Here is a 26,346-nt window from a genome sequence, read left to right on the forward strand (position 1 = left end):
CGGCGGCATCGCAGACAGCCGACCGAGGGCGCCCGGAAATGAGCAAGGCACCCGTCTAACGACCGATTTCCAGCCAGTTGCATAGTACGTTGGCTCGCAACTCCATTTCCGTCGTCTTTTGCGCCTTAGTTTTGCACCTATAGCGTAATTCCAAGCGCGAGCAAAGACTTCTCACGATCGCATCAAGCTGCTCGGCATCGTTAAGCATGTCGTGCGTAACCAGGAAGACGTCATACCCCATACTTTGCAGCGCCGTCATGCGTTTGGCATCGTGGCCCAGCACGGCGCCTGATCCGTGGATAACCTCTCCCTGAATCTCCACGATGCCTGCTTTCATTATGGTTGGATTTACGATCACGATATCCCCGTAGCAGACTTTTTGCCCTGCAATTCTCTGCGCCGATGCGGTAAGCGGTGTAAGGTCGTTAATATATACGTTTCGAAAGCCGGCACCGCCGCGCGAGCGAGGAAGCGATAGTAATAAAATTCCTGCAACTTCAAGCGGAGAAGCTGCTATACCTTTCACCAGCTGCGCGGCGTTGTAAAACTTTGTACCCCACTTTCGTCTTTTCATCTTACTGGCGTACTCATGAAGCTCGTGTAATTCGATGAGCGGCTTTCTCATCCAGAGCGAAGTGCCCTTTAGCCTTGTGACCTCCTTCGTTTTCTTTTGTCCGTAGGGCTCCTTCGTGTTTACCTGTTCTTTGACTTTTATGCGCGCATAAACGCGTTTCCATTGTGGTTCGTCTTGGCTTTCATCAAGGTCAAAGAGGGATTCGGTGGTTGCATTCTCGGCAGCCTCATTGGCTTTGCCTAGTTCCGCTTCTACTGCTACCGTGGGCTCAAAGACTGAGAACCATCCGCAGAATTCGTACATGGCAAGGACAAGATCGGTTGGAGACACAAAGCGCGCCATGGTAAATAGCGTCGCAAGTGGATTGGTAACCCTAAAGCTCATCGCGGTTTCCAGCGTGCTATCCACTCCGGAAGCATCATCACAGTGGATTGTTGTCCGTAATCCCGAATGGTAGTTAACGCCACCGGGCACTGTGGTGGTAATAATCGGGGTCTTGAGGATATCGGTTACGAAAGGGGCTTGGGCTAGAGCTCGCCAGCCGTCTTCTGGGCTTGGCAGTCTTGGGTAGAGGTCGCGGACCTGCGGTGGGCAGCGCCAGTAGCGGAATGCGGTGTTTGCGCAGACGATTTCGTCCATATGGGCCTCCCCTAGCTTTGGCTGCGTGCCGTTATGTTTGCAGGTAGACCGATTATCAATGGCGGCATCATGCCGGTAAGTACCAGAAGCTGACCAAATGCCGACAAATAGCTTGACGCATTTCGCCTAAAGATCGCCGTGCGGCACAAATCTGCTGGCAGGCGTTCTGGGGTCGTGGTCCCTATCTCCACATTTGTGCGTGAATCCCATGGCAAATTCAATGAAAGGTCGCATGAGCTTTATGCAAAACGCGCGATGACGTCAGCACATGAGAGATCAGCTAGAAACGCGTTTAAATATTTCGATTCGATTTTGGTGTCACCCTTGGTGTCAAAAAGAAAAAAGGCCAGAGACTTAACATCTCTGACCTGCGCTTTTGATGGTGGGCGATACAAGATTCGAACTTGTGACCCCATCCGTGTGAAGGATATGCTCTACCCCTGAGCCAATCGCCCGTCGCCTTTCGGCAAAAGAGATACTAACATAGCCGTGCGTGGTTTACCAAGAACTTTTTGCCCTTGATTTTAAATTCGTGGGTGCTAGCCAAGCCAAAACAACCAAAGCAATCGGAAAAACCGCAGCTAAACCACCCTTTATCGCTTAATCCATGAGGTCTCGGGGCGGCAGATCAGTCGCGCGTTGTTGTAGGCCATGTCGAGCGTGAGGCAGGTGCGTGCGGCGTAGAAACCGTCCTCGCGCTGGATGGTCAGCGCCAGCTCGGGTTTGTCTCCGGTAAGGCATAGCGGCAGCAGCAGTTGGATCCGGCCGCCGTAGAACTGCGGCACGGCGAGCGTGTAATTGGCTGCGGCGCGGCGGGCGGCCTCGACGACGGCGCCCTCAAAGGCGCGGTGCAGCAGCAGCGAGTTGCCCTCCCCCATCAGGCTGGCGGGAATTCGTGTGAGGTTCTCCTCATCGCCCAGAATGTGGTCGATGTTGGAACGGATGGGCAGGCGGTAGTCAAAGACCAGCTCGGAGGGGTCCTCGGCAAAGCGCACGCGGCACGGCAGGTACTCAAACGAGACCAGCATGGGGTCGCTCTCCTTAAAGAAGCCCTTCAAAAACCAGCGCTGGCGCGCATCGGGCTTGGTGTTGGGCTCAAACAGACCGTAGATGGTCTCGTAGCGGCGCGTGTACAGGCCGGTGTTAAACAGGCAGCGGTCGTCGTCGAACACCAGCGGCAGGTTGGACGGCGCGGTCTGGTCCACGTCGCGCTCGGTCAGGAACACCGCGCGGCTAAACGAAAACGACAAGTAGTTTCTGAGGATGCGGTTGCCGGGACCCCAGTCCTCGGGGTCGGCGAGATCGACCAGACGGTCGTAGCAGGGCTCGGGGCAAAACGCAAAGTCGTAGACATTGCTGCACAGGGTGCTAGGGAGTTCCATGTGGCGTCCAATCAATTCATTAACCGGCGTGCGGATGCTTAGATTCTATACGAGCGACAGATCGCCCGTGCCCGCAACGAATCCGCAGCGCAGCTCTTCGGCTAGCTCGCTGTTCGTGCGGCGACTGGAAACGAGGTCCTGGATCCAGGCGTAGTACTGGTTGTCCTTTGGTTCGGGGCTGTCAGACAGCACGACCGGAGTGCCTGCGAACCTTAAGACGGACAACACAAAGACAAGGCTGGTTCGTTTGTTACCGTCTTCAAAGATGTGGTCCTTGACTATGTGCTCGGCCACGTAGGTGACCTGGTCAAAGACGTCTGCGAAGCGATCGGCCGGCGATTGACCGAATATCGTACAGAATGCACCCGCAAGCACGGACTCGACGCTTCCAAACTCAAGCGCGTCCCGGTCGCCTGTGGCGTCGGTTGTATAGCAGCGCCCGACCGTTATCAGCGTGCTGTGCAGGCGCATCACGGCCGCGGCCATATCTTCGAGCGAACCGGCATCATCGAGCACGAGCGGCGCGAACGGATGCGCTCCCCGCTTCGTGTCCGCCATCATGAGTTCTCCAAGAGCCTGAGCGCGTTGGGCATGTTCGAAATGGTCAGCCGAATAGCTTCGTCGATTGACGTGGTGCTGCCGAGCAAAATCGGTGATGCTGAATTTGCCACGTGCGCAGTTGAATGATCTTCTTGAGCAACGCAATCAGCGCCGTCATCTTGTTGAACATAGCTCCAAGGCATGTCTGACTCCTCTATAGCTTTACAGACGAAATAGCCTGCGAGTCGTACTCCAGAGCAATCGGTTGCCAGACGAGGTCTTCGATGGTGCAGTTTAGGGTGTCTGCAAGCGCCAATGCCGAGGAAACCGAGGCACGGCGTAGGTCGAGCTGGTTCTGCTCGTAGAGTTGTATGGCGCGAAGCTTAACCCCCGATTGGGCGGCGAGCTGTTTTTGCGTTAGTCCGGCAGCCTTTCGTGCCGCCTTGAGGCCCTTTTTGTCTGCCTGGGCGTTGTTCCATTTTTCGATGACAATCTGGGCGAATTCATCTTCGGAGGCCTCGTGGGGCGGATGGTACGAGCCGATGATCCAATCGAGCGGAGCGACTTCGAGTAGCTTATTAAAGCCCAAGCTGCTCATCCATTGCGTATAGGCCATAACCCACCCCGCCCAATACTGAGGCGAACGGTCGAACGGATAGGTCTCCCTACATCTGACGGGGGTCAGTCCCGCATGGGCGATAATATCGCGCGCGAGCTCGTCGCCCGTCATGCCGCAGACGACGCGAGGCATACCGCGCTCAAACTGTTTCATCTCAAGAGCGTTCGACATGATCGCCGTCAACTCGGCTGGAGTCAGCCCTTGGTCACAGAGAGCAAAATCGACCGCCTCGCCCAGCGTTCTCATTGCATCCTCGAGATACATCTCACTGTAGGCGTGGGTCATCGCCCGTCATCCCCTCTCGAATGATATCGACGATACGTATTCCCTCAAACGGGTTTTCGGCAAGGAGCTCCCGATACTGCGCCCTTGCCGCTTCATCTCGTTCCTTGGCCAATGGACCATACAGAGCTTGCTGCGCACGTTCAAATTCAGCAAAACGAATGCTCTTAAACGCACGCTCGCTTTTGAGCACAATCTGCTCCCCCAGGTTACCGAGCCTCATAGATCGTCCAAGCTGATCGACGGTGATCGTATTGTTTACAAAAGCTCTGGCATAGCTAAAGTACGAGTCGTCCGCACGCCACCCCCTTATTACGTCGCAAGTGCTCGTCTGAGGTAGAAAGTGATCATGGAGATATTCGCACGCCCCCGCGGCAATGGCGGTATCTTTGCGAAAAGAACGATGCTCAACGAGCAACGCTATCCAATGCAGGACGCAATATTGCGGCGATAGCAAGTCGAGAACTTTGAGATCGGCTATATCGAGTTCATAGCGATTCGCAAAGCCATCGGCATCGCGCGAGCATGCCCATTCCCTTGCAAGGTCGAGGCTCTCTGCGCAATAGAATCCCTGTCCATAGTCGTTATGGACTTTCCCCAGGCCAATCTGGGGAGTCTCAATGATCTTCTGAGAACCATGCCACAGTTCCACGCGAGTCTCCTAACAGGTATCGCTCTAGCGATAGTATAACATACTATCGCTAGAGCGATACCTGTATTCAAATAGCAAGAGGGTGTCTGGAACCGAGTTTGAGTTCAATACTGGCTTCTAAGGCTCGCCGAGTCCGAAAGTATGCGACAAAATTCAGACTTGCTGATCACGCCGGAGCACACTAACGCCTCGTCCTGCTTACAGAGCTTCATAGACACGCACCTCATCTTGCTCAATGCTTTTGCGGAATGCCGGGCGCATGTGCTCTGGTGGGTTGGTGACGATATCAACCTTTCGTCCAAGTTCCTTCTCGAGCTCATGGGAGAGTTCGTAAAGCGCGCCGAACGTCATGGTGTTGCCGCAGATTAGGCGCAAGTCAATATCGCTATCGGGCGTTTGCTCGCCTCGGGCAAACGAGCTAAATGAATATGCTTCGCTGACGTCGTATTGAGCAAGCACGCGGGAGGCGGCAGTGGATATGTCTGTAGGCGAAATCATGGGTTATTTGCCGTTCAGCAGTAGAACGTCAGGGGGCCAGCGCCGAAACCGCCGGTCCGGCTTTTGGCGTTCGGCGACCTCGAAAATGAGCGGCGCGTTTGATTTGACGAAGTCGGTAAAGAAAGTAAGGTCATCAGCAGTAAATCCTTCGACATTGAACCAATTAACCGCAGGCAAGAAGCATTCCGCATGGTCAAAGCCAGGGCCAACCGGACGCTCGACGGCTACGCGAACGGTCCCGTCATCTCGTGTTTCTGAGTAGGCAAACTGAGTGCCGTCATCTAGCTGAACATAGCTCAAAAGCATTGCTACCTCATTTACGACTTTTTGAGTTTAAAGCCTGCCCCTAACGCGGGATGAATCACACTAGTTACCCGATCCAAATACGTCATCTACAAGATCAGGCAAGTCTGTCCATACTTGATATGCGACAACGTTGTCCGGATTCATTTCTCTTGCACGACGTTTATCATCCGTGTTGTGCTTTGCGGCATTGGTCAAAGCCTGGTCCTTGTTGCCGTCAATCATTTCGAGATTTACCGACTTGAACTTTGACGCGGAGGACCTGTTGGGGTCAGTAGATTTTAGAACGCCAAGGTCGCGCGCTCTTTTCTCACATTGTGGCGTCGATGCAAAAGTTTCCGGGCATGGTGAGACATGATCGATAAGCCATACTTCAAAGCATGGGTTGGAGATCGCGAGCCTAACTCCCTTTGTCTTTGCTTCTCGTTCTGCTGCGGCTAGGTTTCTGAACTCATCTGAATCGACCACGATCCATGCGGAACTCAATGCTTCGATTTCGCCTGCTTTAACGGCCTTTTTATCTGAATCGAGCTCTCGCGAAAGCTGCTTGGCCACCTTCAAAGGGTCTCCGTCAATATGCCGATACAGCACGTTTCCGCGAACGTCCATTTCAGTAATAAGGAAGTTAAAATATTCGGTTTCGGTCACCTTTCCATTGGACACAATTAGGTGGCGCTTTCGCTTGGCTCTTGTCTGCTTTTTGCGGCCGCGAGCAAGCCCCCTCCTTTCTGTTTTAGCCATCTATGTCAGCGCCTTCCTTCATGAGTTGGGCTACAAGTTGATGAAAACTTGGGTTGGGCAGCGGCACATATACACCGTTTAAATAATTGCGCCCCAGATTCTCATTTGCGCGAGGAGAATATTCCATCGCAGCAATTAATTGCGAAGCACCTTCAGAGTCCTTTTCTACAAACCAGACCTGGTCACGTTCGAGCACCTCTTCCATGGGGCTGGTTCGCGTCATCAAGGTGACATCATGGGTTGAGAAGATTAGCTGCGCGCCCTTTGGATTTGTGTCGGGATCGGCGAACAGTGAGACGAAGTCGCGCAGGAGCGTAGGATGAAGACTCGAATCAAGCTCGTCAATTACTGTTGTGGCCCCACTGCTTAAAGAGCGTAAGGCTACCGAGAAAAACGCCAGCGCAGCTTTTGTGCCCTCCGATTCATGGGCGGAGTCCAGCCAAAAGCCATCTCCCGAGCCTTTGTGGTGGAAGAACAGGTCATAAGCGAACGACAATTTAAAGTCTTCTGCAATTTTATTACGTGCCTCTTCCGGAATCTCATCGAGTCCAATGAGTGAGTCTTTTAAACCCATGACGCCTTCCGATTGACGGACATCCATGCCGTCAATTCCGATATCAGCATATTTAATGAGCTGAGATAGCATCTGAGCTCGTGCGTTATCGTTGATAAACAGCTTTTTTATGGTGGCGAGTTCTGCTAGATAATGCGTTGCATCATAGAGATTGATGTCATTGGCAAGAGCTGCGAATGCGGGTTGAATTACATCACTTCCAGCCGCCGCGGCGGCAGATAAGAACAATGAATTATTGCGCGTGATATCCCAAAGTTGTTTTTTGGCGCCTGTAAAGGTGCTACCAAATTTAATTGACTGTTCCCCGTTTATCGAAGAGCGGTCATAAAGAAGAGACGGCTGTTTTGATCGATACACAGTGAGATTCTCATATGTAACCTCATTTTTGTTTACACCAAATGAAAACTCATACTTCAAATTGCTGGCGATAAAATCTATCGAGAATTCTGTGTCATTTGATCGCGATTCCGAGTCAAGTAAAAAAGGGACGATGGGTATTTGAGAATTCGCATCGCCTGTCGCATAACCTGTACGAACAAAGTAAGAGACAAAGTAAAGAGCATTTAGGAAATTTGATTTGCCTGACGCGTTTGCGCCGTAAACCGCAGCCACTCGCACGGGCCCAAGTTCCTTTTTGCTCGAAATCGGTTCAAACGAGAACTGCTGAGTATCTCGAAAGCTCTGAAAGTTCTTAAATGAAAAATTGAGGATCATCTTTAGAATCCTTCTCAAATATATCGATTATTCACAGACATCCTTAAATAACAAAAACAATTATATAGTTTTAAAACCGATATTTGTTAGCTTTGAACAAATATCGCTTTTAAATTGAGATATTAGACAATGAACCTTATAAGTACGTATGACATAATGCCTGAAGCATAATTCTCTACACTGATATTAAGAGCAATCTTCAGTGACAGTGTCTCTTAATCTCACTCACTATGCCGGCGCATCTCTTCTCAATGCTGTCGGGAAAGAGCGAAGCTTCGGTAATGCCAAGTTTACTCACCTCGTTCAGTATTGATGCTTTCCTATCAGATGGCACTATGCAACGACCGGTTATTACGGGGCTGTCTTTGGGTAGTGGACTTATGAATTCCTCAAACGAAAAATAAGGATCTTCACCACGAATGTCATTTGGGAAAAGGATATATTGCCCCGACTGAGCGGCCTGTCTATCAAGATATCTAGTTCCGTAGACAAATAACGTGTCTTCGCAGCACTCCTTAAACCATTTTGCCTGATCGGTTGGTTCAGGGCAATTTGAAAGCACTAGATCACGTTGATAGTCAAAGTATGGTCTAGATATTGCAAGTGAAGCAAAGTCTGATAACACTTTAGAGTTCATAAACAGATGCCACGAGTCCGCGATTGCCTGACAGATGGGATATTCCTGCTTATCCCCTCCCGGTCGCCTAAAGATAAATACTTCGCCCACGTCATCCAGATTTCCGCAGGCGAAATAGAGGGCTGCAAGTGCATTTGAAGTGACATCTAATAGTCTGGTGGGGACTCCGTAGTGCTGGAGACAGGCTAAAAGATCAATTGGAAGCAAATCTCGATTAAAAACATTTGGCAATATGCGGCACGCAGTTTCAATAATATCCGCCTCGTGCTTAAGGGTGCCTATGATAGGAGAAATGGCGTCACTTCCCGGTTTACGCCAAAGACTGTCTCTTCCGATTGACGGAACAAGATCAAACTTAGTGGATCCTTGTCCACGAAACACAAATGTAGACTCAATTGTTCTGGCGTCACCATTTATTGTTGGTGAAAGACCTTTGATGTATTTGATATACGAGGCTACATCTTCAACCTCAACTTTAGCTTCATTAGACATATATCAATCCTTTAGCGGAACAAGAAGCTTTATAAACGGCAGTATTTGAATTGCAATTATCTTATCGCTCTGGCAGATGGGGTGTAAGGTTCAACATCGGTAATAGATCGAGAGGCAGTTGAGCTGAATAAAATAGTGCCGTCGCAGCGATAGCTGATACGGCACCAATCTCTAATAAATTGATTTAGTAGAAGGCTAAAGACTTCTGCAATGGCTGCATTCACTTCTCCCCTGGTCTCACTTAAACGAGGCCTTAGCAGCGATATGCGGCAGCAAGGAGCGCTGTTCCCAGAATGAAAAGCGTTAAGGAAGCGGCGATCCAGCTGTTGTCGGCAGTCTTGGGGAGTGTCACTGCAGTCGCAGCGGCGGTTTTTGGTTTGGAGGACGCGGTCACCGTCGTCTTGGTCGTTATGTTTGTTTTGGGCGACGTGGCCGCAGGCTTCACCGCGGGATCGGTCGGCGAACTAGCACCGGGCTGCCCTGCAGCAGGACCGGCACCACCAGCAGTTTCACTAGCCCCGCCACCTGGCACCTCGCCCCTGTCCGTCTCCCCCGCCGGAGGCGTGGCGACATCGGGCACAACCACCACATGCGGTGCCATCGCACCGGAGGCATCCAACACGCCGCTAGCACCAAAAGCCCCACCAACAGGTGCTACAAACCGCTCAGACACAAGCGACCCGCTCAAGCACGCAACGCCGCCGTCGGCGCCGGTCGCATCAAGCCACGAGGCGTCGACGGAAAGCCGACAGCCGGCCGCACCAGCGCCAAGGCCCGCGTCCTGCAGATACACGCCGTAGGCGCGCACGCCCGCTCCGGACCCGGCGCCCGCGGCAACGACGCGTCCGCCACCGCGCACGGCCATGTCGCCAGCGATCACGCCGGCGACCGCCTCGTCCGTGATATCGGCCCCGTCCGCCCGGGCATTGACGGTGCAGCCGTCCACCACGAACGCCTGCGAGATGTGGATCCCGCACTGCGAGCCCGTCGCCTTCAGTGTCCCGGTCCCGCGAAGCGTCAGGTTGCCCCACACCTCCATGCCGCACAGCGTGATGTCCGCATCGGGCGCATGTGACTCCGTCACGGAGTTTTACCCGGCAAGCGTCAGCACCAGGTCGCCTTTGGCGCCGATGGCCTCGCCCGCGTAGCCGTTAAGGTCAAGGTGGTCGGCATCGGTCCAGGCCCAGCCGGGGCCCGACACGCCCGGCTCGTAGTACGTCGCGCCCGCGATGATGAGGCTCTCCGCACCCGCGGCATAAGAAGGCCCGCCCAGCAAAACGCATAGGCAGGCCATGGCAACAATCGCAATGTAATGACGGCTGGTGTAGGACTCGGCAGCAAACATACCCGCTCCGATCTTCGCAGGAGCCAATAGAATGTGCACCAGAAAATGCCCTGGTAGCAGCAGTTATTAGTTTAGCGAGATCAAGCCGTAAACAAAGAAAATGTCCCTGAGCAGCGCCAATAATTAGGTGTAAATCGTTTTGCCAATCGGTGAAAGTAGAGATAGCGTCCGGCTCGGGCGCCTAGAGGCCACTATGAGAACGCCCTTAACCTATAAGCGCTTCATGAAGCTATGGATAGGGTTCGAGAGGAGCTGTCAGGGTGGGAACCTACCTATGCCAGCTCAATCGAGCTCTCTGCGACCTCAATGCCTGGTGCGTATTTCTCTACCAGCGCGTCCAGAATTACGCGGTTGCCATTTGTCATCTTTGGAGAAGAAACGATCTTCATTGACGAAAAAGCTTCATCAGAGATAACGAGATCGTAATAGGGCGGGATTCCAGGATTGCACTTATCAAGTATGATGTCATTCGCTCTCTGAACCCGATCTATTCGGACATTGCTTACACTAGCGATACCTATTGGAACGGCTGACAAGATATAACGCCACTCTTGTTGATATGACCACGCAGCGGCTTTGTGAACTCCAAGGGCAAGTATTTTAGCTTCAACCCCACCATTTCCAAAAGTGCTAATCACTTTTGGAAATAAAAGGGACTCGTCATTTGTATATTCGACCTTGTGAAGCATGTTGATATTACGGGCGGTTTCAAAAAAGAAATAGTCTTTATCCCAAAACTCCTCGAGAGGCAGATGAAGGCCATCAAATGAACCACCAAGGGCATTCAGAACTGCTTCACTTGATAACTTATTGAGGCTCTCAGTAGACACAGAGTACCGCCTAAACGGATGACTCTTCATCTGGATTCTTACGCCACATTCAGCTCCAGCATACTCGCGCCACATGGGGATGCTCTCCTCATCAGAAGAGGTCCAACAACTGACGAGCTTCATTTTTCCAAGATTTTGAGAGTCTGCTGAACGCTGTTCTTGTGGGTCATCAACCTTATCTAACCGGCTGAACCTGATAGTCCGATTATGCAGAATCAAGGCCAGCGTATCTAGGCTTGCATAATGATAGAGAACGGCGGGTGTTTCCATGTTTGGCTCCTAGCTATAACAATGAGTCCATATCGCAGTTCATAAAAATTTATAGACGCGATCGTCGACGCGCCAATGCCAATTAAGGCAGTAAACCTTAATTCTTGCCTTGCGAGCGCAAACACGGAGATGGCCAGAGATGACGTCGATGGCATATCGCTTTCACACCCCTAGCACGATGATTGACGCACATATGCACCACGATTTACGCCGTGCATACACATCAGCGTTAAGCCCAATCGTCACCACAGCCCTCTTCCAATGAAATGGAATATGACACTACGAATTACCATAATTTCCCGAGCCATCAAAATGCAATCGCGAACCATTTCAAGCAAATAGGTGTTGCCTTGAGAATCGTTGGTCCCATCCTCACGCAAAGTGCGAATGACTTGAGTCGCGCAATCGAAATCTGTCCGATTATGACTAAATGCATTGCGCAGAACCGGATTCCAACACTGCTTGATAAGGCCAGTAAATGGGCCCGTACCGACAGCGTTGAATCGCTTTGCCTTAGGGGCTGTAGAAAGTTTGTCGAACGACTTTGCACCTAGGTCTACGCCTTTGGGCATGACATCGAACGCCCCGTTACATTCGATGTTGTCGAGCCCGATAAACAGAACAAGCAGGCTGCCAATAAGCTCATATTCCCGACAATAAAGCTTCTCAATATCACTAGGAGTGCAGCAGAACGTACCGTACTTTTCCAAGTCATAGGCGTCTCCCGCCACAAGAAAAGTAAAACCGTTGAGGAGAACCGGATAAGATTCGGCTACGGAATCCAGAACTTCGTTGATTTCAGCAAGCAGCGACTTGGCACTCATATCGGTTTTGAGATAGTAACCTGCTAGGCCGGAAAGCGCCCCTGCCTCTAGACCAGAAACGAGTTTTTCACATTCAACAGCGCGCTCATACGCGTCACTTCCTGCAATCATGGGGAAACCGAGCCAAGACATTCTCGCGATTCGGCTCAGCAAGGGATAGTGTCGATTGTCCTCGTCGAGCAGTTTGCGTTCGAATTCCGAAAGAACCTTATCCGCATAATCGTCATGCCCATCGCAGTACAGTTGAAAAGCGGTCCTCAGGGTAGGCCAGTCTTCGCGGTAATAATGAAGACAATAAACCATATCGCTCACGTGCTCGCTGAGTTCATCAAACGGAATCAGCCCAGAGGCTCTGATAAAGGGGCTTGTCATGCAGGCACAATGTTCTACTGATATTTTATATGACGGAAGCTCACCAGATAACTCCACCATAACTCGGGCGCAATCTAAATTTCCATCCATGGAGGCAACCGTGCCAGGGTCGAGATTAAAATCAATCAAAGCGCAGCTCGGGTCAAGGCGAACCGCTCCGTCGATTCGGTTCCGGCACTGCGGACACAAGTATCTAACCGGATAGTCATTAACAAATCCAGCCTGGACGCGCAAACGATGCACGCATCCACATACTCCGCAAGTGACAAAGAAGTTCTTAACCACAAACACCTCTATTCAACTTCGCTGATTGCGTGAATCATAATTAACCAACCGATGTTAAATCTGATGCAAAGGCTATAGAAGAGAATTACAAAATCTCCTCGCATCTCCCGCGAACATCCTCAAATTCATGCTGTCGTCTTTATTCTATAAATAATGCCCAAAGCGACGCCTTGATAGCCCCTCGCCAATTGCCGAATCGGCAAATCCGCGTGAGCGACAAGATAATTCATCGGGCGAAAATCAAAAACTGGATAAACCTCGACGAGAGCTGCCACAAGATTACGGCGAACGCCTCACTCGAAGTCCTTCTTCCTCAATCTCGATACGTAACGATCGAGCTCGTAAAGAGCATCAATGTAGAGCTAGGCGACATCTCGAATACCCCCAATGTCAAAGCTAAGCCCTTGGAAATGGAGTCCTCCGTCCTCGTTCCAATCTTCCGAGTTTGTTGCCAGGACGACATCATCGTCCCGAACGCTTTCGGTCTCTACGATACCCTCTATGTATAGGCGATAGAGCTTCGCCTTAGGAAAGCCATCCATGATTGACTTGGTGCGGACATCCGCACAAATCCGTCCGCCGTCGAATTCGTACTTAGGGTGTTTGTTCGTTCTTTTTGGGTGCTCGACCACGAAAGAGCGGATAGACTCAAAGAAGTCCAGGCAAAGCTCAAGCCTTGCGTGATCTGAGAACTCAAATCCGTTCGAGACATCGTCACGCAGGCAGTTCTTGACCAGCCAATAAGAGCGCTTAATCCAATCGTCGAGAACAACAAGGTATACGACATCCTATGGCTTGCCGCTGAACCTGCCTTCGATTGTCGCGTTGAAATCCTGAATGCTATATTCAATTTTCAGTATCAATTCCCAAATCAGCTTACGGCGAGCCCCGTCTTTCGCGAGTCACTTTTTACCTATGCCAAGGTCCTTTTTATCAAGTCCGTCAGTCGTGCGAAGAGGCATCAATGTCTGCATAGATTCGCCTCCCAAGGAAATACAGTTCTGGTTACACTCGAAGGATACCGTGCTAAAAAGCCCAAACGATTGCCAAATCAATGGATCTGGACGAACAGCAAGAGATTTATCGGACAAAAGCTCGAAACCGGATAAGTCTTGGCAACATCAGAAAAACAAAAGCAAGACGCTATGAGCAGGACATGAAAAGCCGGGAAACCCTCCTGCATGCTTATCCGCGGATTAGGCCGACAATAATGGCGTTCAAACAACCAGCGCCTACGCCGCATTCATGGAAGGGGCATTCGATGAACAATGCTAACACTTTCACAGGGCTCGACGTTCACGCCCGTTCGATAAAGGCCAGCCGCCGACCGCGGCCGTAAGATGGGCTGTCGCGACGCGCATATCCTAGCTGCGTTCAGCACCAATGCAAACGCAGGCGAACGGTAAGGAGGGTTTAGGGCAGCGCATCAAGGCTCAACTTTTGGGTTATGTTTCAAAAAGTGTGGCATTTTTGAAACATAGTGGGGGTGAGCCCCAAGCGTCAGAGCTCTTCAGGCCAGACAAGGCCCGGTCCGAGAATGATTTTCTCCCTGCCGACGGTCTTCACATTGGCCGTGTAGCTAATCTCTAGGTCCCCGCGCTCGTAATTGCCGTAGATGTCGTCGATGAGCTTGTCGGCATCGTAGGTCACGACCCACTTGCTCCTGGCATCGCCGACCTTTCGGGCGAGCGACCTATGCTTCGCCTCGTCGAACGCGCTGCGATACAGACCGGGGCCCTTCTGCACATACGGCGGGTCGAGGTAGGCAAACAGTTCAGAGTCGCCCATCCTATCGTCGATGAAGTCCTCCGCGTCGAGTCTCGTCACCTCAATGTCGTCCCTTCGCGCCGCGATGTCCATGACCTTTTTCTTCAAGGTCCTGCGGTTGAAGCGAACGTCCATCTTGTAGTTGCCGGTCTGCTCGAGCCCGCCTATGACGCCGCCACTCAAGATACCCGATACGTTCGTCCTGTTGAGGTAGAAAGCCGCTTTGCCGAGCTCAAAATCACCCACCCCGTCATGATTCTGGTACATGTCGCGCATCTTCTTCCAGGTCTCGATGTTCAAGACGGCGGAGTCGATGAACTCGCACATCTCTTCGGCGTGATTGACGATGGCACCCCACATGCAGTACACGGCGCGGTCGTAATCATTAATCACGATCGAGGACACGTCGCCCTTCAGGAGAAGTTTGATGGCCAGCCCCGCACCGCCGGCGAACAGCTCGGCGTAGGGATGCCCAAGCAAGTCGTTCATCTCGAGGATCGCCCTGATCTCGGGGTACAGCTTCGTCTTCCCGCCAGGATACCTGATGGGCGTGTACGTAGTCGCCATCTTCTCACCTCCTCAATGTGTCGAACAAGCGGCCTCTCTATTGTTCCCGTTCATACTGCTGCCGTTTTATGATTGCGTCAACTCTTCGCTCGAGTTTCTCGTTAAAGTCCCTAATCTCCGACTCATACCTCTCTTTCCAGATGGCGGCGACAGCCAAGCCGTTTTCGCCCCACAGCCCTTCGGCCTTCTCTCTCCTGAACCATTTCTTGTAGTGCTTGCGCTCCTTATCCCCGCCGTTGTGCTCGAAGTCGCGCTTTGAGTCGGCAAATCGGCTGAGCATGACCTGCTTGGTGTAATGCCTGCCATTGCTCCAGAAGTCGTCTTCGTCCGAGAGGCCGCAAAGCAAATCGTATATGGACTGCTCAGGCGACTTGTCGCCTCCGGGTAGCACGAATCTTCTGGCGCAATCCTTTATCTTCTTTGCCGCATCCCTGTTTGAATCGGCGTCCACAACGAAGCACACGCCTCGCAGCGAGGCTATGTCCCTAACGGCGAGCTCTCCCAGCTCGCCGCAGCTGAGCTTCGCGGAGACAATATCGCATTTCCGCTTCAGCCGCGAAGGCATTATCTGCCCGAGCACCCACTTCGCCTCGTCGTCCTCGCACCAGATTTCGACCTTGGGGCCCTTTTTCGGCCTCAGCGGCTCAACCATGAGGTCAGCTTGAATCTCGTCTATCGGCGGATTTATCGTCAGCCTGATCCCGGACTCCCTCTTCTTGAGATACAGGACCTTAACCGCATCGTTTTTGCCCTGCGTCTCCTTGACGGCCTTCTCAAGGAGCGTCATCGAGTGGGTGGTGAAAACAACCTGCACCCTCTGAGCAGCGGCCCGCTCCTTCAGCAAATCGAAAAGTCTCACCTGGGAGGAGGGGAACAGGGTCACGTCGAGCTCGTCGATCAGGAGAAGGCCACCCCTGTACTCCTCGCCCATGGCGTCGGCGAGCCGCTCAAAGGAGATGAGGGCGCCCAATATCTGTCCAAGGTTGTCCTGCCCGGCGGAGTTGGCGAGGTAGTCGTAGGTGGCGGTGTTGACGAGAAGGGTCTCCTTCTGGCCGTGCTTCGACATCCTGACAACATCGGTGGTTTTATCCTGGTCGACCATAACGCGAGCGTACCACTGGTTAAAGCGCTCGATCTCGCTTTCCGAAAAGTCCGTCTGCTCGGCCTGCGGGTTAAGGAACTCGCCGACTGGGTTGGTCCTTTTCAGGCCGAGGTAGATTACGGGGTAGTCAATGTTACCCTCGCCCTTGGCTCGGGAGGAGCCGGTCACGATACGAATGGAAGATTTGTCTTTTGCGGGACGCTTAAACGATTTGACCTGGACGTGCTGCCCCTGGGATCCGGAAATGGCCTCGTCCCTGAAATTGACGTAATAGAGATGCTCGCCCGGGATATCGTGATCGGGCGACATGTTGAATATGTCGGTGAACTTGGTGCTGAACGGCCTACCGAAGATGGTCCTCCTGTCCCTGAGCCCGAACGGTTGCCCCAGCATGCCCAATATGGTGGACTTGCTCGTCCCATTCTGTCCCGCTATCACGGTAACGAGCTGCCCGAGCCCAATCTCGAGATCGTGCATGGCACGGAACCTGGAGACTTCAATCCCCTTGATGCCGAACGGTTCGAGACGCTTAGGTTTGCGCGACATGCCAGTGCTCCTGCTTCCTCAATCGAGCCTTTGGTACATCGGCCATTTTCCCACTTTGTAGCTTTTAGCGAAAGCGGACGACAGCGGCCACTCGGCAAAAAGAACGCCCGTTTCGGCAAAAGGTGCGGCCACACTGCCCGAAGTAGCTAAGCAGCGAGGCCCAGCGCCATCGTCGCGACGTTGACCGCGAACGTAGCCCTCGTCAGAAGAATCGTAGCTATGTCCTCTGAGCTGACCCGCCTGCCGATGCCGAGGGCTTTTCACAGCTCTCGAGAGAACAGGTCCTCCCTCACAGCGACAGGGCTGCCCGCTCCCCGTCCTGCGCCCAAGCCCGCTCGCTCTCGGTCAAAGCGTTATGGCGCCAGCGGGCGACGAGCCTGTCGATAAATATCTTGAAGCAGACAAACAGCACGGCGAAGGCAATGTAGCCGATGGCCAGAATGGCGAGCAATGTGAACGTGAACAGCGAATCGCCCGCAGCATCTCCGCGGATGTCAACGCAGGCCGATTAGTTTCTATCAAACGCACAGACTATGAACCAATCTTAGTAATTTTTCTTCTCCGGATATCAACAACAGTTGCAGCTAGAAGCTCTAAGCACAAACGCCAAGTAGGCTAGAAACTAACCAACAATGGCATCCGCAATCATTAGTACGTTGCCGTTTAAATGGCCCTCATCTACATTTTCTATAGCTTTGAATTCAATCCATTCGGCACCAGAAATATCTAAGTTCTCAAGCTGAATTGGAGAGGTCGATTTACTAATGTTTTTTTCAGTATGAATGCATCTGAAATCGGAATCGCCTTTGTATTTAACAAGAATTTCGAATGAAGTAGAGTTGCCCTTTCCATCAATATTTGTGCTGGAAGGGGCGATGGTAATGGACAGCTTGGAATAGTTTCCGCCCAAATAGTAGTCGGCAAAGCCACTGCAAGCTGAGCAAGATCCAATAATTCCCCAGCGGTTGGGGTCATAGCGATTTCCCGCAGTATCTTTCGCGTTCGTATCGCCTGACTGTGAATAATTGGATGACGAGCCGGGCTTATCTTTCAATAATGCCCGGCTAGAATCATCTGATGCAGCACTGGAAACAGAACCACCGCCATTATTCGAGTTCAAGCTCACGCGCTTTAGTTCATTAAGCTCATCTTCGAGCTCTTGGATTCGGTCAGTTGCCTTTTCATAATCGTCTGTAGATACAACAACATTATTGTTAACTACTATCGGATTTTGCACCTGTGGCACCAAATAGGCTACAGCCACTTCGGCGCCAATAGTAAACAGGCCGGTTATAACCGAAATTGCTAAATTCTTAGCAAAGCTATCGGATTCTTTTGCCATCCAGCGACTCCATAGTTCAAACCTCGTCGATTACAGATACTTCTTCCACACCATCTTGTCCACGATGCCGGTGTAGCTCTGGATGATCTCGACCACCTTGGTGGACACGGTCTCGTCGGCGTAGTCGGGAACAGGAGCCTTGGGCAGCGACCCCTCCGCGTCGAGCTCGACGGCGGTGTGGACGGCCTGGAGCAGGCCCCTCTCGGAGATGCCGGCTAGTGTGAAGCGGGCCTTGTCCAGCGCCTCCGGGCGCTCGGTGGAGGTGCGGATACACACCGCGGGGAACGGACGGCCGACACTTGCGAAGAAGCTCGACTCCTCGGGCAGGGTGCCCGAGTCGGAGACAACCGCGAAGGCGTTCATCTGCAGGCAGTTGTAGTCGTGGAAGCCCATGGGCTCGTGCATGCGCACGCGCGGGTCCAGCTTGAAGCCGGTGGCCTCCAGGCGCTTGCAGGACCGCGGGTGGTAGGAGTACAGGATCGGCGTGTCGTACTTCTCCGCCAGCGCGTTGATCGCGGTGAACAGGCTCATGAAGTTGGCCTTAGTGTCGATGTTCTCCTCGCGGTGTGCGGTGAACAGCATATAGCGCTTGGGCTCCAGGCCGAGCTCGGAGAGGATGTCCGAGGCCTCGATCTTATCCAGGTTCGCGCGCAGGACCTCCGTCACGGGCGAGCCCGTGACGGAGGTGCGCTCCGGGGCGCAGCTAGTATCCTTGAGGTAGCGGCGGGCGTGCTCGGAGTAGGCCAGGTTGACATCGGAGATCACGTCGACGATGTGGCGGTCTCCTTGGGCAGGCACTCGTCCTTGCAGCGGTTGCCGGCCTCCATGTGGAAATTGGGGATGTGCAGGCGCTTGGCCGCGATGGCGGACAGGCAGCTGTTGGTGCCACCCAAGATAAGCAGCGCGTCGGGCTGGACCGGGACCATCAGCTTGTACGAGGCCGCGATGATGTTGCCCACGGTCTCGCCCAGGTCCGCGCCCACGGCGTCTAGGTAGACGTCCGGGTCGGCGAGCGATAGGTCGCGGAAGAAGATGCCGTTGAGCGTGTAGTCGTAGTTCTGCCCGGTGTGCGCCAGCAAGCAGCCGAAGTGGCGGCGGCACTTCTTGATGACCTCGGACAGGCGGATGACCTCGGGGCAGGTGCCCACGATGATGAGCAGCTTTAGGCGGCCTTCATTTTTGAACTGAAAATTTCTTTCCTTTATCTCCTTTCAGCTAATCGCGTTTAAATAGGTCCCTTGTATAAACCTTTTCTGAAACATCCGCGAGCTCGTCGCTCCAGCGGTTGGCGACAATCACGTCGCAGCCGGCCTTGAAGGCCTCCAGGTCGTGGGTCACCTCGGAGCCGAAGAACTCCGGCGCGTCCAGCGTGGGCTCGTAGACCACCACGGGCACGCCCTTGGCCTTCACGCGCTTCATGACGCCCTGGATGGAGCTCGCGCGGAAGTTGTCGGAGTTGGACTTCATCGTCAGGCGGTAGACGCCCACGACCGGCTTCGGCTTGCCCTCGTACACGCGGTCCCACACCATCTGCAGCACCTCGTCTGACACGAAGTCCTTGCGGGTGCGGTTGGCGTCCACGATGGCCTCGATCAGGTTCTGGGGCACGTCTCTGTAGTTGGCAAGCAGCTGCTTGGTGTCCTTGGGCAGGCAGTAGCCGCCGTAGCCGAAGCTGGGGTTGTTGTAGTGGCTGCCGATACGCGGCTCAAGGCACACGCCGTCGATGACGTCGCGGGTGTTGAGGCCGCGGACCTCGCAGTAGGTGTCGAGCTCGTTGAAGTAGGCCACGCGCAGCGCCAAGTAGGTGTTGGCGAAGAGCTTGACGGCCTCGGCCTCGGTGGTGCCCAGCACGAGCTCCGGGATGCCCACGGTGCCGTCGGCGTTCACGCGCTCCAGCTCGGCTGGGTCCGCCCCTTGGGCAAGCAGGCGTGCGAAACGCTCGGCAGCCGCGACGGCCTCGGGGTCGTCCTTGGGCGCGCCCACCACGATGCGGCTGGGGTGCAGGTTGTCATAGAGTGCCTTGCTCTCGCGCAGGAACTCGGGGCTGAAGAAGATCTTGCTGTCGCCCAGCCTCTCGCGAAGGCCCGCGGTGTAGCCGACGGGGATGGTCGACTTGATGACGATCCAGGCGTCCGGGTTCACCGAGCGAACGGCGGCGATGGCGGCCTCGACGGAGCTCGTGTCGAAGAAGTTCCTATCGCTGTCGTAGTTGGTAGGCGTGGCGATGACGGCGTAGTCGGCGCCCGTGTAGGCCTCCGCCACGTCGACGGTGGCGTGCAGGTCGAGCTCGCGCTCCCCCGCCTTGGCTTCCGCCAGGAAACGCTCGATTTCGTCGTCCTGGATGGGCGACTCGAAGTTGTTGATCTTCTCGACCTTCTCGGGCACGATGTCCAGCGCGTGAACTTCGTTGTGCTGCGAGAGCAGGACGGCTAGAGACAGGCCGACGTAGCCGGTACCGGCGACAGCGATCTTCATGTCATTCTCCAATTGTCAAAGAACAATAATTCGCATGAAAAATGGCCCCTGTTACAGGGCCATGATTTCCTAAATGTTGTAGTAGCGCTTATACCACTTGGCGAAGGCCCTCAGGCCGTCCTCGAGCGGCGTCGCGGGCTTGTAGCCCAGATCGCGCTGGAGCGCCGTGGTGTCCGCATAGGTGACGGGCACGTCGCCGGGCTGCATGGGCACGAGCTGCTTGTGGGCCTCGAAGTCGTAGCCGGCCGGGAGTACGCCCTCCTCCACCAGCACGCGCTGCAGCGTGTCGACGAAGTCGAGAAGGTTCTCGGGGTGCGAGTTGCCGATGTTGTAGACGCGGTGCGCGGCGAGCGGCAGCCCGTCCTCTCCCATCTTCACCTCGGGGGCGGCGTCCATGACGAGTCTGACGCCCTCGACGATGTCATCGACGTAGGTGAAGTCGCGGCGGCAGTCGCCCATGTTGAAGATTTTGATGGTGTCCCCGCGGCGCAGCTTCTCAGTGAAGCCGAAGTAGGCCATGTCGGGCCTGCCCATGGGGCCGTAAACAGTGAAGAAGCGCAGCCCGGTCGCGGGGATGGAGTAGAGCTTGGAGTAGGCGGCGGCCATGAGCTCGTTGGACTTCTTGGTGGCCGCGTAGAGCGAAACCGGCGAGTCGACGCGGTCCTTCTCGGAGAACGGCACCTTCTTGTTGCCACCGTAGACCGAGCTGGAGCTGGCGTAGACGAGGTGCTTGACCGGGTGGTGACGGCAGGACTCGAGCACGTTGAAGAAGCCGACGAGGTTACTCTCGAGGTAGGCGCGCGGGTTCTCGATGGAGTAGCGCACGCCTGCCTGGGCGGCGAGGTTCACCACGACGTCGAAGCCGTTCTCGGCGAACAGGCGCTCGATGAGGGCGGCGTCGCACAGGTCGCCGCGCACGAAGGTGAAGCGGCCGTCGGTGTCGGCCTCGGCCAGCATGCGCAGGCGCGCGTCCTTGATGTCGGGGTCGTAATAGCTATTGAGGTTGTCGAGGCCGACAATCACTTCATCGGTCTCCTCGAGCAGCTTCTTGACGAGGAACGCGCCGATGAAGCCAGCCGCTCCGGTGACGAGTATTTTTCTGTTCGCCATTAGTGAAACTCCTAAAACCTGAAAATCCTAAAAGGGAATCTTTCGGTTGATATATCCTTCAGTTGCATTTTCGCGAGGTATCATGCGACACGGATTACCCAAGACAATGGAATGACTAGGGACGTCACAGTTTACAAACGCCCTAGGGGCAATAAGAACATCGTCACCGACCGTAATACTTCAGACGACGGCGGCGTTAACGCCAACCCACACACAGTCTCCCAAAATTGGCGCTTCTTTTCTCTTACCGCGGTTCTCTCGACCGATCGTCGCGCCCTTATGCAAGTTGCAGTTCGCGCCGAAAATCGCAGCCTCATTCACCGTGATGTTAAAGGCGTGCCCGAGGTAGAGCCCCGGTCCGATTTGAGCGGCACGAGCTATCTCCAGGCCGCATCTCTCCTGCAGACGGTGAAGCAGCAGACGCCAAATGGGATTGCGCGAGCCATGCGCCTTACGGAAGACGAAGAGGAATCTGGGCAAATGATCGGACAGAGGCGAAGCATCTGCTCAAGAACGGCGACAATCGAGGCACCCCCCGAGAAAAACTTTATTGTCAAGACAATCGCTTCCTTTCAATTTGCTCGGTCAAAATGCGATTACTGCCGGCGCATTATCGCTTCTCAGGCAAGTGCGGGTAAACCCGCTCGCAGAAGTCCCGCTTCTCCTGCCAACCCATGTGCTTCGTGTTGACAAACTCACTCGAGTGTTTCTCACGGTATTGCTCTATCGTCCCGATTGGCCGCGCCGGGACACCGGCGACGACTGTGTTGTCGGGAACGTCATGCGTTACGACGGCGCGGGCGCCCACGATGCAGTTTCTGCCGATAGCCACGCCCGGCATGATCATGGCGTCCATCCCGATGTGCGAGTTGTCGCCGATCGAGACGCGGCCGAACCTATCGATATCGACCAGCTCTGGATACATATGCCTCAACGTCCAGGCGCCGCCGTCATGGGTCGTGATCTTAACGCCGCTCGTGATCCTGACGTTGTCGCCGATTGTCACCAGGTACGGCTCGGAGCCGAAGTCAAATCCGTTAAGAATCTCACACCCCCCCCCGATCGTGAGTCCGCGTCTTTTCAGGCGCTCTAGCTTCATCCCGGAAGGCATGAGGCGCCAAATGATGCTATCGAGTATTGACATCAATACCTCCAGATCTGCGCAATTTCGTTTCGCTTGTGCATCAAGCGAAACAACTCCTGTGAATGCATTTCCTAATGGCCCGTTTGACGGATTTTGGAACGAGCGAGCGGGCGAATAGCTCGGCTTCCCTCAACCGCAGCCCCTCCACGACCCCGTTACGGAACAGCGTCCGCCCCATAGCGGCACGGGCGGCGCGGTCGAATCCCGATCCAGAGGCATACGTGCTGAGGAATGCAGGCCTACCAGCATGGCGCACAGACGGCTCTTTCAGCTGTCTCTCATAGAGGAACGCCTCGTCAGGGTTCCGCCTCTCGGTCTCGATTCCGAATTTGGCCAAGCCCTCAAGCAACAAGTCGCCTTTGAGGGTGGACACGATGGCGCACGACACCTTTTCCGCCTTGCCTGACTTTTGACCGTGTCGTCCATAACCGCTGAAGTCGCCAATCGTCAGGTCACCGGCCCTCTCCCCACGGGCATACCTGCACGAGTAGCAGTTCTCTCGGTACGTGAGGGCCGAATGGTAGCCGACCTGATAGGCGTCGTTGCTTTTCGGCCCCTTTTTGTAAAAAAGGCCTTGAGTATCGCTTAAAGTTAAGCGAAACTTTGCAGTTTCGAAAGCTGGGTCGCGGAAGCTGAGCGCCGATGCAGTCCGTCCGCACCTCCCTTCTATCCCTCTAACATGCTCTTCGAGATAGGTCGAAGGACATACACCATGGCAGATTATGTCAACGGTCGTTAGACCGTCCTCCAACCTCTTGCCGACGAAGGTCCTCAGCGCGGCAACCTGGCAGGGAAGCCCGATGAAGAGCACGCCCTCCCCGTTTCTGATCTGCTTTTTCACGTTCTCGTAGACACCCGACATGTCGGACTCGGCGTACTTGGAGTTCTTGCACCTCTGAATATCGGATTCGCCGGACAGTTCGATGAAGCGAAATGCGTAGAGATCGTCCGCGGGTACGCCGTAGCAGTGGACGCCCCTTGAAAGCGCCCACCGGTAGCATGCTGAAGCGATTCCTCCCGACGCGGACGTGCGGCGGTCGCCGGCGTCGGTTTGCCACGCGGCAAACACCTCATCCGACTTTGCATGGAGGACGCCATCTGCCAAGAGATGGCAGGACTTTTCACAGGCACCGCATCCGATGCACACGTCCCCGTCGATCGTGGGAGTCCGAACTCCCACGGAATCCGATTCCAGCGTGATGCAGCCCTTTGGGCATGCTGCGGCACATGCCCCGCAGCCGGTGCAACTGTCTTTATCGGCTAGCTTCGGCGGCGTCATAGAGTCACCATGTCTTCCAGGATGGCGATTGATTCTTCTCTGAAACTGGAGATTCTCTCCTGTACATGGGGCCAATCGATTGGGGGTAGCTCCGCGCCGTTGGTTTCGTCACCGCAGCGATCGAGAACACCGAGTCGCTTAGCGAGAGAGAGCACGCGGGTGCTGTGACACCTGGTGTAGAATCGCATGTCTCTTTCATAGTAAAGCGAGAAAAGCATTCCGTGATATGAGGCGGTAAAGACTGCATCCGCATTCTTGATAAGTCCTAGGAACTCTGAGAGCGAAGCTGGTTTTACGCTTTGGGTTCCCCTTAACGGGATGCCGTAATTGATGTTCTTAACGATGAGGCCGTGCCTTTCTGCATAGAGACATGCATCTCTAAGACATTTACCATCAGGAGAGTCAAAATACACAAGGACATAACCTGGTTTGAAGTCCATAGGCTGAGTGATAGCGTCCCACTCGGCCGTCGTAAGGAGCATTGTGGGATCGCAAACCAGGTCAGCATCTCTGCCAGTTAGACGCTTAACCCAATCGACGGCACCGTCCTCGCGCACGGCGATTCTATTCATTTTGATGAGTAGGCGGGCCACCTCTTCATCATCATCTTGAGGCTCGTAGGCTCCAACCGATGACGCAAAGGCTACTTTCTTGGTTTTGTCTCCAGCAAAATCAAGAAAGTACGTATGATCGCTCTCGGTGATGTCTCTGCCCCAGATGATATCGGAACCGGCTACGACCACTTCATAGCTTTCTCCAAGGGTACGAACGTCGTCGGGATAAACTGGCTGGGAAAACTCCATATTGCGAGAAGCGAACTTGTTGAGCGCCGACTTTTTCTTCTTTAGGGCACGCCCAAATAGGATTTTTTTGGCCAAGTCTCTCGGACCGTGAATCTTAGCGGCTAGACCCTCGCGCCTCTCAATGGCTGGACACCGGTAATCAATCACTTCGCAATCACAGCCGAGGTAGCAGATTTTGTGATATAGGGCATATGCCTGTAAATATGACCCGAAGTTCGTTGATCGATGGAAAGTTAAGAGCCCCACCTTAGTCATTATTGCTATCTCCTTTTAACTTACGGATTAATGACACGATCATGTCCCAATTGATGGCGACAGAAAAAATTAGACATAAGGCGAAACATAAAACTTTGACGGCAAGGCCTCCCCAAATGTAAGTAAGCGAGGCGAAGATTGCCAAAATTGCGGTCGGCATAAGAATCTTTACATCAAGAGCCATGTCCATGTGTCTTCGTTGCACATCAACAACGCGCATAAAGGCAACAAGACCATATCCTACGATGGTCGAGATTGGGGCAGCATAGACGCCGATTGGGCCCAAAAGTACGATGAGGACCGTGATGCTGACTACCGCCGAAACAAGTGTAGCCTCCAGCACTTTACGAGATTCGTTATTTACTAGGTAAATGGGACTTACCAATCCCGTAAACAGATTTGCATAGACGGCAATCATGTAAAGAGGCACCATGCCGAAGGCGTCATTATAGCTGGCGTCAATCATGAACGGCCATATAAACGGAAGGGCTGAAATAATAAAAAGAAAGAGAGCGGAAAAAAAGCGAACTGCACTGTCAACGATTTGTCGAATGAAGGACGCACCGTCTTCATCGTGATAGTGCAAAATAACTTGTTCGGTCCATGAAGCGTTGAATACGCTAAAGACAGTCGAATAGATGAATGAGAACTTATTCGCTACAGATATTAGACCATTGGCGGCTGTGCCTAAGGCAGTTGAGATAACCACTCTGTCTGCCGACTGCAGCGCCCACCAAGACACCTCATTTGGCATAAGCGGAAAGGCATATCGGGTTAGCCTTTTGGCTTCCATCACGGAGCATAACGACGGATTAAAATAACGCCAAAGTCTATCCCTGATCGTGACAGTAACCGTGCCGGCAATTGGACCGATGCAATAAGCGGCAAGCATGCCCTCAAGGCCTAGAGAAAATACCGCGAGAAGAATAACGTTTAGGACTAGCGTCACTGAAGCCGAGATGAAGCTTCCTAGGGCAAAAGAGACATTATCGCCTATCCCTCGTGCCGAGTAGAGAGCAAGCTGCAGAGTGATATTGAATACAACGAGCGGCAGGAGCACCCACTTGTAGGGTAATGATGCAAAAGGTGCCGAAACAACGAATAAACCAATGTATACAACAATTAGAGCTAGCGACTCCAGGTAAGCTGTCGAAAGGACTGTCGCGACTGCATGATTATCACCACGAACTTCAGCAACGTAACGAAATATTGCCTGGGAAAGTTGGATGCCGACTATGGGGACAAATAATCCGCCGATGGTCGTCACCAAGTCGAGTGTTCCGTAGTCCGAAGTACTCAGCAGTGCTGTATAAAGGGGTAGCAGCAAGAATGAAAGGGCTGGTACCGTCAAGATTCTTTCGCAAATTGATCGAGGCGGCCTCG

At 53.7% G+C, this 26,346-nt stretch carries 26 protein-coding genes and 1 tRNA gene; all 27 read right to left on the bottom strand.

Annotated features, from left to right (window positions below):
• Window positions 1-55: 55 nt before the first annotated feature.
• Complete coding sequence (locus DW024_RS08315) at window positions 56-1,213, bottom strand: hypothetical protein (protein WP_118377445.1); 1,158 nt, start codon at window positions 1,211-1,213, stop codon at window positions 56-58.
• A gap of 380 nt (window positions 1,214-1,593) precedes the next feature.
• Window positions 1,594-1,668, bottom strand: a tRNA-Val gene (locus DW024_RS08320).
• 138 nt (window positions 1,669-1,806) lie between these two features.
• Window positions 1,807-2,595 carry a DUF3825 domain-containing protein gene (locus tag DW024_RS08325; protein ID WP_118377446.1) on the bottom strand — a complete coding sequence of 263 codons (789 nt, stop codon included), beginning with the start codon at window positions 2,593-2,595 and terminating at the stop codon, window positions 1,807-1,809.
• A 45-nt stretch (window positions 2,596-2,640) separates the two neighbouring features.
• Window positions 2,641-3,153, bottom strand: a complete 513-nt coding sequence (locus tag DW024_RS08330; protein ID WP_158572188.1) for a Fic family protein — start codon at window positions 3,151-3,153, stop codon at window positions 2,641-2,643.
• Entirely contained in the window at window positions 3,153-3,338 is a 186-nt protein-coding gene (locus tag DW024_RS08335) for a hypothetical protein (protein ID WP_118377448.1), read from the bottom strand. Before DW024_RS08335 ends, DW024_RS08330 begins: the two co-directional genes overlap by 1 nt.
• Before the next feature lie 11 nt (window positions 3,339-3,349).
• The gene (locus DW024_RS08340) at window positions 3,350-4,039 is read right to left on the bottom strand and encodes a helix-turn-helix domain-containing protein (protein WP_118377449.1); all 690 of its coding nucleotides are present in this window, start codon (window positions 4,037-4,039) and stop codon (window positions 3,350-3,352) included.
• Window positions 4,020-4,688, bottom strand: a complete 669-nt coding sequence (locus DW024_RS08345; RefSeq protein WP_118377450.1) for a DUF3990 domain-containing protein — start codon at window positions 4,686-4,688, stop codon at window positions 4,020-4,022. Before DW024_RS08345 ends, DW024_RS08340 begins: the two co-directional genes overlap by 20 nt.
• Before the next feature lie 198 nt (window positions 4,689-4,886).
• A complete protein-coding gene (locus tag DW024_RS08350) occupies window positions 4,887-5,186 on the bottom strand; it encodes a nucleotidyltransferase family protein (protein WP_118377451.1) in 300 nt (99 codons plus the stop codon).
• Window positions 5,187-5,189: 3 nt separating this feature from the next.
• Window positions 5,190-5,486, bottom strand: coding sequence for a hypothetical protein (locus DW024_RS08355; protein WP_147352069.1), 297 nt, complete (start codon window positions 5,484-5,486; stop codon window positions 5,190-5,192).
• 66 nt (window positions 5,487-5,552) lie between these two features.
• The gene (locus DW024_RS08360; protein ID WP_118377453.1) at window positions 5,553-6,230 is read right to left on the bottom strand and encodes an RloB family protein; all 678 of its coding nucleotides are present in this window, start codon (window positions 6,228-6,230) and stop codon (window positions 5,553-5,555) included.
• Window positions 6,223-7,518: an ATP/GTP-binding protein gene (locus DW024_RS08365; RefSeq protein ID WP_118377454.1), complete on the bottom strand. Its 1,296-nt coding sequence runs from the start codon at window positions 7,516-7,518 to the stop codon at window positions 6,223-6,225. The genes DW024_RS08360 and DW024_RS08365 overlap by 8 nt, the downstream gene beginning before the upstream one ends.
• A 199-nt stretch (window positions 7,519-7,717) precedes the next feature.
• A complete protein-coding gene (locus DW024_RS08370; protein WP_118377455.1) occupies window positions 7,718-8,647 on the bottom strand; it encodes an FRG domain-containing protein in 930 nt (309 codons plus the stop codon).
• A 253-nt stretch (window positions 8,648-8,900) separates the two neighbouring features.
• Window positions 8,901-9,731 carry a hypothetical protein gene (locus DW024_RS08375; protein WP_118377456.1) on the bottom strand — a complete coding sequence of 277 codons (831 nt, stop codon included), beginning with the start codon at window positions 9,729-9,731 and terminating at the stop codon, window positions 8,901-8,903.
• A 6-nt stretch (window positions 9,732-9,737) separates the two neighbouring features.
• Window positions 9,738-9,992, bottom strand: a complete 255-nt coding sequence (locus DW024_RS08380) for a hypothetical protein (protein WP_118377457.1) — start codon at window positions 9,990-9,992, stop codon at window positions 9,738-9,740.
• A gap of 272 nt (window positions 9,993-10,264) precedes the next feature.
• A complete protein-coding gene (locus tag DW024_RS08385; RefSeq protein WP_118080645.1) occupies window positions 10,265-11,092 on the bottom strand; it encodes a DUF2971 domain-containing protein in 828 nt (275 codons plus the stop codon).
• A gap of 242 nt (window positions 11,093-11,334) precedes the next feature.
• Complete coding sequence (locus DW024_RS08390; RefSeq protein ID WP_147350651.1) at window positions 11,335-12,417, bottom strand: hypothetical protein; 1,083 nt, start codon at window positions 12,415-12,417, stop codon at window positions 11,335-11,337.
• 1,656 nt (window positions 12,418-14,073) lie between these two features.
• Window positions 14,074-14,907 (bottom strand): DNA adenine methylase, encoded by an 834-nt coding sequence (locus tag DW024_RS08400; protein ID WP_117776518.1) that lies wholly within the window; start codon window positions 14,905-14,907, stop codon window positions 14,074-14,076.
• 37 nt (window positions 14,908-14,944) lie between these two features.
• Window positions 14,945-16,555, bottom strand: a complete 1,611-nt coding sequence (locus tag DW024_RS08405) for an AAA family ATPase (protein WP_118377459.1) — start codon at window positions 16,553-16,555, stop codon at window positions 14,945-14,947.
• 622 nt (window positions 16,556-17,177) lie between these two features.
• Window positions 17,178-17,897 (bottom strand): hypothetical protein, encoded by a 720-nt coding sequence (locus DW024_RS10015; RefSeq protein WP_118080639.1) that lies wholly within the window; start codon window positions 17,895-17,897, stop codon window positions 17,178-17,180.
• A gap of 30 nt (window positions 17,898-17,927) precedes the next feature.
• On the bottom strand, window positions 17,928-18,695 hold the full coding sequence (locus DW024_RS08410; RefSeq protein ID WP_304465961.1) for a UDP-N-acetyl glucosamine 2-epimerase: 768 nt from the start codon (window positions 18,693-18,695) through the stop codon (window positions 17,928-17,930).
• A complete protein-coding gene (locus tag DW024_RS10420; protein WP_304465960.1) occupies window positions 18,659-19,045 on the bottom strand; it encodes a UDP-N-acetylglucosamine 2-epimerase in 387 nt (128 codons plus the stop codon). The genes DW024_RS08410 and DW024_RS10420 overlap by 37 nt, the downstream gene beginning before the upstream one ends.
• A gap of 67 nt (window positions 19,046-19,112) precedes the next feature.
• On the bottom strand, window positions 19,113-20,372 hold the full coding sequence (locus DW024_RS08415; RefSeq protein WP_118377460.1) for a nucleotide sugar dehydrogenase: 1,260 nt from the start codon (window positions 20,370-20,372) through the stop codon (window positions 19,113-19,115).
• A gap of 69 nt (window positions 20,373-20,441) precedes the next feature.
• Complete coding sequence (locus DW024_RS08420; protein ID WP_118377461.1) at window positions 20,442-21,482, bottom strand: NAD-dependent epimerase/dehydratase family protein; 1,041 nt, start codon at window positions 21,480-21,482, stop codon at window positions 20,442-20,444.
• Between the two features lie 610 nt (window positions 21,483-22,092).
• Window positions 22,093-22,626, bottom strand: a complete 534-nt coding sequence (locus tag DW024_RS08430) for a DapH/DapD/GlmU-related protein (RefSeq protein WP_199576953.1) — start codon at window positions 22,624-22,626, stop codon at window positions 22,093-22,095.
• A gap of 40 nt (window positions 22,627-22,666) precedes the next feature.
• Window positions 22,667-23,905 carry a Coenzyme F420 hydrogenase/dehydrogenase, beta subunit C-terminal domain gene (locus DW024_RS08435; RefSeq protein WP_118377462.1) on the bottom strand — a complete coding sequence of 413 codons (1,239 nt, stop codon included), beginning with the start codon at window positions 23,903-23,905 and terminating at the stop codon, window positions 22,667-22,669.
• Window positions 23,902-24,963, bottom strand: a complete 1,062-nt coding sequence (locus DW024_RS08440; protein ID WP_118377463.1) for a polysaccharide pyruvyl transferase family protein — start codon at window positions 24,961-24,963, stop codon at window positions 23,902-23,904. The genes DW024_RS08435 and DW024_RS08440 overlap by 4 nt, the downstream gene beginning before the upstream one ends.
• The coding region (locus tag DW024_RS08445; protein ID WP_147352072.1) for a lipopolysaccharide biosynthesis protein at window positions 24,956-26,346 on the bottom strand (1,391 nt) is incomplete at its 5' end. The genes DW024_RS08445 and DW024_RS08440, both read right to left, overlap by 8 nt.

Origin of the sequence: Collinsella sp. AF37-9, from assembly GCF_003475115.1 — a bacterium.
Lineage (GTDB): Bacteria > Actinomycetota > Coriobacteriia > Coriobacteriales > Coriobacteriaceae > Collinsella.

Bases quoted from the DNA above. Each gene is read 5' to 3' on its own strand.
- DW024_RS08315 (WP_118377445.1), bottom strand. From the start codon at position 1,213: ATGGACGAAATCGTCTGCGCAAACACCGCATTCCGCTACTGGCGCTGC.
- DW024_RS08325 (WP_118377446.1), bottom strand. From the start codon at position 2,595: ATGGAACTCCCTAGCACCCTGTGCAGCAATGTCTACGACTTTGCGTTT.
- DW024_RS08330 (WP_158572188.1), bottom strand. From the start codon at position 3,153: ATGGCGGACACGAAGCGGGGAGCGCATCCGTTCGCGCCGCTCGTGCTC.
- DW024_RS08335 (WP_118377448.1), bottom strand. From the start codon at position 3,338: ATGCCTTGGAGCTATGTTCAACAAGATGACGGCGCTGATTGCGTTGCT.
- DW024_RS08340 (WP_118377449.1), bottom strand. From the start codon at position 4,039: ATGACCCACGCCTACAGTGAGATGTATCTCGAGGATGCAATGAGAACG.
- DW024_RS08350 (WP_118377451.1), bottom strand. From the start codon at position 5,186: ATGATTTCGCCTACAGACATATCCACTGCCGCCTCCCGCGTGCTTGCT.
- DW024_RS08360 (WP_118377453.1), bottom strand. From the start codon at position 6,230: ATGGCTAAAACAGAAAGGAGGGGGCTTGCTCGCGGCCGCAAAAAGCAG.
- DW024_RS08365 (WP_118377454.1), bottom strand. From the start codon at position 7,518: ATGATCCTCAATTTTTCATTTAAGAACTTTCAGAGCTTTCGAGATACT.
- DW024_RS08370 (WP_118377455.1), bottom strand. From the start codon at position 8,647: ATGTCTAATGAAGCTAAAGTTGAGGTTGAAGATGTAGCCTCGTATATC.
- DW024_RS08380 (WP_118377457.1), bottom strand. From the start codon at position 9,992: ATGTTTGCTGCCGAGTCCTACACCAGCCGTCATTACATTGCGATTGTT.
- DW024_RS08385 (WP_118080645.1), bottom strand. From the start codon at position 11,092: ATGGAAACACCCGCCGTTCTCTATCATTATGCAAGCCTAGATACGCTG.
- DW024_RS08400 (WP_117776518.1), bottom strand. From the start codon at position 14,907: ATGGCGACTACGTACACGCCCATCAGGTATCCTGGCGGGAAGACGAAG.
- DW024_RS08405 (WP_118377459.1), bottom strand. From the start codon at position 16,555: ATGTCGCGCAAACCTAAGCGTCTCGAACCGTTCGGCATCAAGGGGATT.
- DW024_RS10015 (WP_118080639.1), bottom strand. From the start codon at position 17,897: ATGGCAAAAGAATCCGATAGCTTTGCTAAGAATTTAGCAATTTCGGTT.
- DW024_RS08415 (WP_118377460.1), bottom strand. From the start codon at position 20,372: ATGAAGATCGCTGTCGCCGGTACCGGCTACGTCGGCCTGTCTCTAGCC.
- DW024_RS08420 (WP_118377461.1), bottom strand. From the start codon at position 21,482: ATGGCGAACAGAAAAATACTCGTCACCGGAGCGGCTGGCTTCATCGGC.
- DW024_RS08430 (WP_199576953.1), bottom strand. From the start codon at position 22,626: ATGTCAATACTCGATAGCATCATTTGGCGCCTCATGCCTTCCGGGATG.
- DW024_RS08435 (WP_118377462.1), bottom strand. From the start codon at position 23,905: ATGACGCCGCCGAAGCTAGCCGATAAAGACAGTTGCACCGGCTGCGGG.
- DW024_RS08440 (WP_118377463.1), bottom strand. From the start codon at position 24,963: ATGACTAAGGTGGGGCTCTTAACTTTCCATCGATCAACGAACTTCGGG.